We start from the raw sequence: 5,730 nt of genomic DNA, 5'->3' as shown, positions 1-5,730 counted from the left end.
TGAAGACTTCTTTACTACTGATCAATCCATCCTCCTTCCGAAGTTGGTTTGCTAAGTGCTGCTATTGTACCCCTTGAGCCCTTAACAGGCTGTAATACCGATACCATTCGCCGTGAATTATCGGCTACGATTCGCGTCAATGCTGTGCCCTTATCTAAAGATGGCTGGATAAAGCTTGTTGAACAAGCGGGGTTCGTTGTGGAAAATTACAACATCGGACCGATGACCCTCCTTAACCCCAGTCGCATTGCTCAGGAAGAGGGCATATCAACACTCCTGACGATTGCCTGGAATGTGCTCGCTCGACCGACTATCCGAGAGCGCATTCTCTCTATGCGCGAAACCTTCATGCGTTACCATACCGACCTTGGTTACATTGTATTGGTAGCCCGCAAGGGAGGTTGAATGATGTCTAACACTCTTATTTCTCGCGAAACCCCTTGTGTGCAGTTGCAAGATCATCTCGTTTATCCAGAAGCGGGTGTACTGAGCAAATTAATCTGGAAGAGTGAAGTATGCCAATATAGCCTGTTTTGTCTGGCGGCAAACACGGAAATTTCAGAACACACTGCTACTCGCCACGCTACAGTGCACGTGATTGAAGGGACTGGCGTATTGACGCTAGAGGGTCAAGAGATTCCCCTGAGTCCTGGTATCTTTATCTTTATGGAAGCCAATGCTCCCCATTCCTTGATGGCGACCTCTAATTTGGCTTTTGTACTAACGCTATCGAGTGTAAGCCAATCATGACTACAGCTACTTCCCAACCGTCCATTCCGCATGGCAAGTCTTGGTATATACCCACTTTTTCTCCAGAGCATGGGGTTTATGTCGTATTGTTGGTATCATTTTTCACGGGTGCTGCCTTTGCTGGGCAATGGAATTGGAACACAACGCTAGCACTCATCTGTGCTTTTGCAGGGTTTCAAGCTGAGCATCCCCTGACGCTCCAGATTAAGCAACGCCGCAGTTGGAAGCCGCAATTTTTGGTGTGGGGAGGGTTGTATGCAGGCATTGCCTTGGGTATTGCTGGGTATCTCTTCTGGCAAACGCCCATGTTGCTTTGGTTGTACTTGGGAGCGATCGCCGCTTTTCTGATTGATAGCATGGCGGTGTTTTACCGCAGACAGAGATCAATTTGGAATGAATTGGTCACCTTCGCGGCAGTGTGTCTGTCAGCTCCCTTGGCAGCGATCGCCACAACGGGAACAGTGTCAATAGCCCTGCTAGGTTTGTGGCTCTTGAATACCCTGTTTTTTAGCAGTGCTGTCTTCACGGTGAAGTTGCGTAAGCATCAGACCGCATCCCTAGCTCCCAGTCTGGTTTATCACGCTACTGCAACGCTGATAGTCTTGGGCTTGTGGTATTTGGGATGGTTGTCTAAATTAACAGCGATCGCCTTCGGTGTGGCTCTGCTTAAGTTTTGGTTCATTGTTTGGCGATTGCAATGGTACAAAACAACCAAAATTCAGAATGTTGCTTTTCTGGAAACTGTTTCCGCTATTTTGTTTTTGATGCCAATTGCCTTTGCCTTATTGACAGTCCATACTGGTGCAGTCCTACAGTCCTTGTGAGAAAGATGTGCTTCTTAAACAGCGTCTAGGCAAGGAGAAGAAGATCAACGTATGGCATCATCACGATGGCATAACAAATCGTTAGAGCCAACCGCCGAGAGGTTATCTGCTACAATTAAAGCCTATCTGCGGCGGCTCAACTCAATCGTTATGTTGCCAGCGCCAGAGCTGTGCCTGGTCAAGGTTGTTGGTAAAGGGGCGCTGGGGGTTGTGGGTAGCCGAGGCGATCAATACAAAAATTTACACAACATAACAAATCACTGCACCCGACCGTATGCTAAGCTATTCATATCATCCAAAGCCAGTGACCGCGGGTGAGTTCAGACGTTATATTGCTTGTCTTGTTAGTCAAATAGATTTAGTTTAGTCATTTGGAAACAGCATGTCAGAAGGTAAGTTCCAGAACTATGCTCCACTTAACCCAAACACAGCAGAGAAAAAGTTTTGGGAATGCCTCAAAAAGACATTTCAGAATGAGCCATGCGTAGCTTACTTTAGGTATCCAATTTTTAAACGCACAGGCAATCTCACCAGAGAACCTGACGTTATCTTTATGCACAGAGATTTAGGATTGTGGGTATTTGAGTGTAAAGGGTGCAGTATCGCTAACATTGAAAGTATCGAAGGGCATCAGTGGAAAATGACTAATTGGCATAGGGAAGAGGAATTGCCTATGCTTCAAGCTGAGGATGGCATGTTTGCAATAAGTGCGAAACTCACAGAACGAAGAGAAACACGAGGACTGGTCGCCTCACACTACAGAGTGGTATTACCCTTTGTTAAAGAGCAAGAATGGCAAGATAAAGGATTTTCTGACTTGCCGTGTACCCATGGCGTTGTTTTGCTGGAGGAGGATCTGAAGCCATCGACTCTCCGAGAAAAACTACAGTTGGGCGCTTGCGAAAATCCACAGCGTCCTCTATCTGATGAACAGTGGCAAAACATAGTTGCTTTACTGGGCGGTTCGCTACCAAGACAAGAAGCTAGAGCCATACCCACAGGAACACCACCCGAAAATCCTTTAAGAGTCATCCATTATCTGGAATCTCGCCTTCGTTTTCTGGACGATCAACAGCAAAAGGTAGCTTTTGAGGTTCCAGATGGCCCTCAGCGTGTTAGAGGATTAGCAGGAACAGGGAAAACCGTTCTATTTGCCAAGAGAGCCGCAAAAATCCATGCCGCGCACCCTGACTGGAAAATTGCTTTTGTGTTTTTTACACAGGCACTTTACGACCAAATCATAGGTTTAATCAGTCTTTACTATCGTGAAATGGTTCGGCAGGATGAAGGAGATGTAGAGCCAAACTGGCACAATGTACAAGTACTACATGCTTGGGGTTCAAGAGAGCGTAACGGTTTCTACCGTAACTTAGCCCAAAAATCGGGAATATGTCCTCTGAGTGTCAAGGATGTAAGAGAGAGGATGGGGCGCGACTGCTCTCCATCAGAGGCTTTTGAGTATGTTTGCGATGATCTAGAGAAAAGGGTGCCGAACATACCTGTACTTTTTGATGCGATCTTGATAGACGAAGGACAGGATTTGCCCCCATCCTTCTATCGATTAGCTTATAAAAGTTTATCTGACCCAAAACGACTTTATTGGGCATACGACGAAGCACAGGGGATTGGAACCCTGACTGTACCTCGTCCTTTGCATATCTTTGGGCTTAATCCAGATGGAACACCAGTAGTAGATTTAGGTGGGAACAAACTTCCTGATGGAACCATAACCAGCCCTACCTACGAAGGAGGACTGCGCAAGGCACACAATTTAAACCGATGCTACCGAACACCTAAAATGCTTCTCATGGCTGCTCACGCTATCAACATGGGCTTACTGCGACAAGAGGGTTGTTTGCAAGGAGTGAGTAACAAAGAGGACTGGGAAAAACTAGGTTACACTGTTCTGGATGGAGATTTTTCAGATGCAAGTGTCAAAGCTGGCAAAACAGTCACAGTTACGCGCGAGGCAAAAAACAGCCCTCACCCCATAGACAGTGATGATTTTCCTCACAAGGACGCTTTAGGCTCACCTTTACGCATCCAGACTTTTTCGGATGAGTTGGAAGAGCAGGAATGGATTGCTCAACAAGTGGAGGAAGATCTGAAGTTAGGCTTCGACCCTTGGGACTTGTTGATTACTTGCCCCACTGGTGATAAAGAACAGCAGTACTTTGAAGCAATAAAATCTAAACTCTCAAGGCGAGGTATCCAAAGCGTTATTGCAGGTGTTGATACAAATCGGGATATCTTTCGCATGGATAACTGCATCACGATCTCAACAATTTTCCGAGCCAAGGGCAATGAGGCGTGGAAGGTTTATGCTTGCAGATTTCATTGTGCTACCCAGCCATTAGCTTGGAGAGGAGAGTCAGAACTACAGAAGCGTAACGAAGCCTTTGTTGCACTTACACGAGCGCGTATCTGGTGCGTTGTAACTGGGGTTGAGGGTGCGAGCCCAGTTTTTGAAGAATTGAGAGCTATTGTGCAACAGTACCCAAATCTAACCTTTAAAGCATTCAATCAATCCTCATTGAAAAGGATTAATGATGAAGATTTTGAATAGCAAATTAGAAACTCGTATCAATATTTGCTACCAATTGTAAGTGCAACATAACAAATTGTAAGTGCAACATAACAAATCACTGCACCCGACTTGAAGCTATACTTTAGTCATTACCCAAAACTATAGCTAGGTAGGTTAAGGTTGTCGCCTTAAGATTCTGGGAAACCAATGTGGGGCTACGCCCAGCGACCCATATCATGCCAACCTTTGTATGCTTAGCTATACTGGTGGCGGGTGAGTTCAACCGTTAGATGCCCTTATTCCCTGGTTGTGGCTATCCTCCCAGTCCTGATTGAGAGCAAAGGGGTAGTTAGACAAGGAGTGCATTAAACAGGTAGCCGATACTGATGATTCCAAAAGTCATTAGGCTAATAAACACAGCTAAAAGTTGAGGGCGAAAACTTTTCTCAGGATGACCATCTCAGGCAATGAGAGAGCCGTCACAGCCATTGTGAACGCTAATACAGTACCCATCGGCATTCCTTTGTTAACCAATGCTTCGGTAATTGGCATAACACCAGCAATGTTTGCATAGAGAGGTACACCCAACACTACAGCAACAGGAACAGCGAATGGGTTGCTAGACCCTGCTAATTGTGTAACTAAAGTGGTTGGGACATAGCCATGAATTCCAGCACCGATCGCAATACCGACAACGACATAAAGCCATACCGATCGCACAATTTCACTGGACTGAAACCATCCCTGCTGAAACCTCTGTTTCCAAGTGACATGATTGGCGTTAAGGTTGTCCTCTTGAGCATTGTCTTGGTGGGCTTTTTGAAATTGCCATACAAAAGATTCAACCCATTTTTCCAACTTGAGCCATCCGATGATATAACCAGCTAAGATCGCTAATCCAACCCCAAAGCCAATATATAGAAGTGTGACTTTTAACCCGAATAACCCCCACAACAGTACAACAGCTACTTCATTTACCATTGGGGCAGAAATCAAATAAGAAAATGTCACACCCAGAGGGATACCTGCTTCCAAAAAACCAATAAATAGGGGTACGGCAGAACAAGAGCAAAAAGGTGTGACAATCCCCACCATCGCCGCTAGAATATTTCCGCCCAAAGTGCGCTTACCTTCTAACCATTGCCGCACGTTTTCAGGTTGCAAAAAACTCTGAAATGTTCCCACAACAAAACTAATAACAATCAATAAGGTCAAAACTTTGGGGACATCGTAAAGGAAAAAATGCAAGCTAGCTCCGAGATGAGATTCAACTGACAGTCCTAATAGACGAGTGACGATCTGTGTTGCCAGCCAGTCGAATGGATAAAACGGATCGAACATTGTTTGTCCTCTCTTCTACATCTGTAAGAGTCGCTGAATTTCCTCACTGGTCATCACTTTACCTTTACCCACGACCTTACCATTAACAGTCAGTGCAGGTGTAGACATAACTCCTCGCTTGGCAATTTCAATGGGGTCAGTAATGTGAAAAATTTCTGCTTCTAGGTTAAGTGCAGCGATCGCTTCTCTGGCATTACAGCCTTTTAATTTAAAATAGGGTACAGGTATTCAAGAGGAAGGAGAGAAAGGAATGCCGACTCATTCTTTGGATTTGCGGCAAAGAGTTGT

General features: G+C 45.4%; 5 protein-coding genes and 1 pseudogene. 4 read left to right on the top strand and 2 right to left on the bottom strand.

Features of this window, described 5'->3' with window-relative positions; all coding sequences use genetic code 11:
* Nucleotides 1-48 precede the first annotated feature (48 nt).
* The 4 genes from ACVWXF_RS13985 (at nucleotide 49) to ACVWXF_RS13970 (ending at nucleotide 4,140) form a co-directional block, all read left to right on the top strand.
* On the top strand, nucleotides 49-405 hold the full coding sequence (locus ACVWXF_RS13985; RefSeq protein WP_457474693.1) for a hypothetical protein: 357 nt from the start codon (nucleotides 49-51) through the stop codon (nucleotides 403-405).
* 3 nt (nucleotides 406-408) lie between these two features.
* Entirely contained in the window at nucleotides 409-750 is a 342-nt protein-coding gene (locus tag ACVWXF_RS13980; RefSeq protein ID WP_457474695.1) for a cupin domain-containing protein, read from the top strand.
* Complete coding sequence (locus ACVWXF_RS13975) at nucleotides 747-1,574, top strand: YwiC-like family protein (protein WP_457474692.1); 828 nt, start codon at nucleotides 747-749, stop codon at nucleotides 1,572-1,574. Before ACVWXF_RS13980 ends, ACVWXF_RS13975 begins: the two co-directional genes overlap by 4 nt.
* A 382-nt stretch (nucleotides 1,575-1,956) precedes the next feature.
* Nucleotides 1,957-4,140, top strand: a complete 2,184-nt coding sequence (locus tag ACVWXF_RS13970) for a DEAD/DEAH box helicase (protein ID WP_457474691.1) — start codon at nucleotides 1,957-1,959, stop codon at nucleotides 4,138-4,140.
* 310 nt (nucleotides 4,141-4,450) lie between these two features.
* Here the strand turns inward: ACVWXF_RS13970 and ACVWXF_RS13965 are convergent.
* Nucleotides 4,451-5,442, bottom strand: a pseudogene (locus tag ACVWXF_RS13965) (permease).
* A 15-nt stretch (nucleotides 5,443-5,457) separates the two neighbouring features.
* Nucleotides 5,458-5,670: a thioredoxin family protein gene (locus ACVWXF_RS13960; RefSeq protein WP_457474694.1), complete on the bottom strand. Its 213-nt coding sequence runs from the start codon at nucleotides 5,668-5,670 to the stop codon at nucleotides 5,458-5,460.
* Nucleotides 5,671-5,730: the final 60 nt, after the last annotated feature.

This window comes from Thermostichus sp. MS-CIW-40 (assembly GCF_054058315.1).
This window is presented reverse-complemented; position numbering and strand designations above follow the sequence as displayed.

Coding starts and splice junctions, on each gene's coding strand:
- ACVWXF_RS13980 (WP_457474695.1), top strand. CDS start 409: ATGTCTAACACTCTTATTTCTCGCGAAACCCCTTGTGTGCAGTTGCAA.
- ACVWXF_RS13975 (WP_457474692.1), top strand. CDS start 747: ATGACTACAGCTACTTCCCAACCGTCCATTCCGCATGGCAAGTCTTGG.
- ACVWXF_RS13970 (WP_457474691.1), top strand. CDS start 1,957: ATGTCAGAAGGTAAGTTCCAGAACTATGCTCCACTTAACCCAAACACA.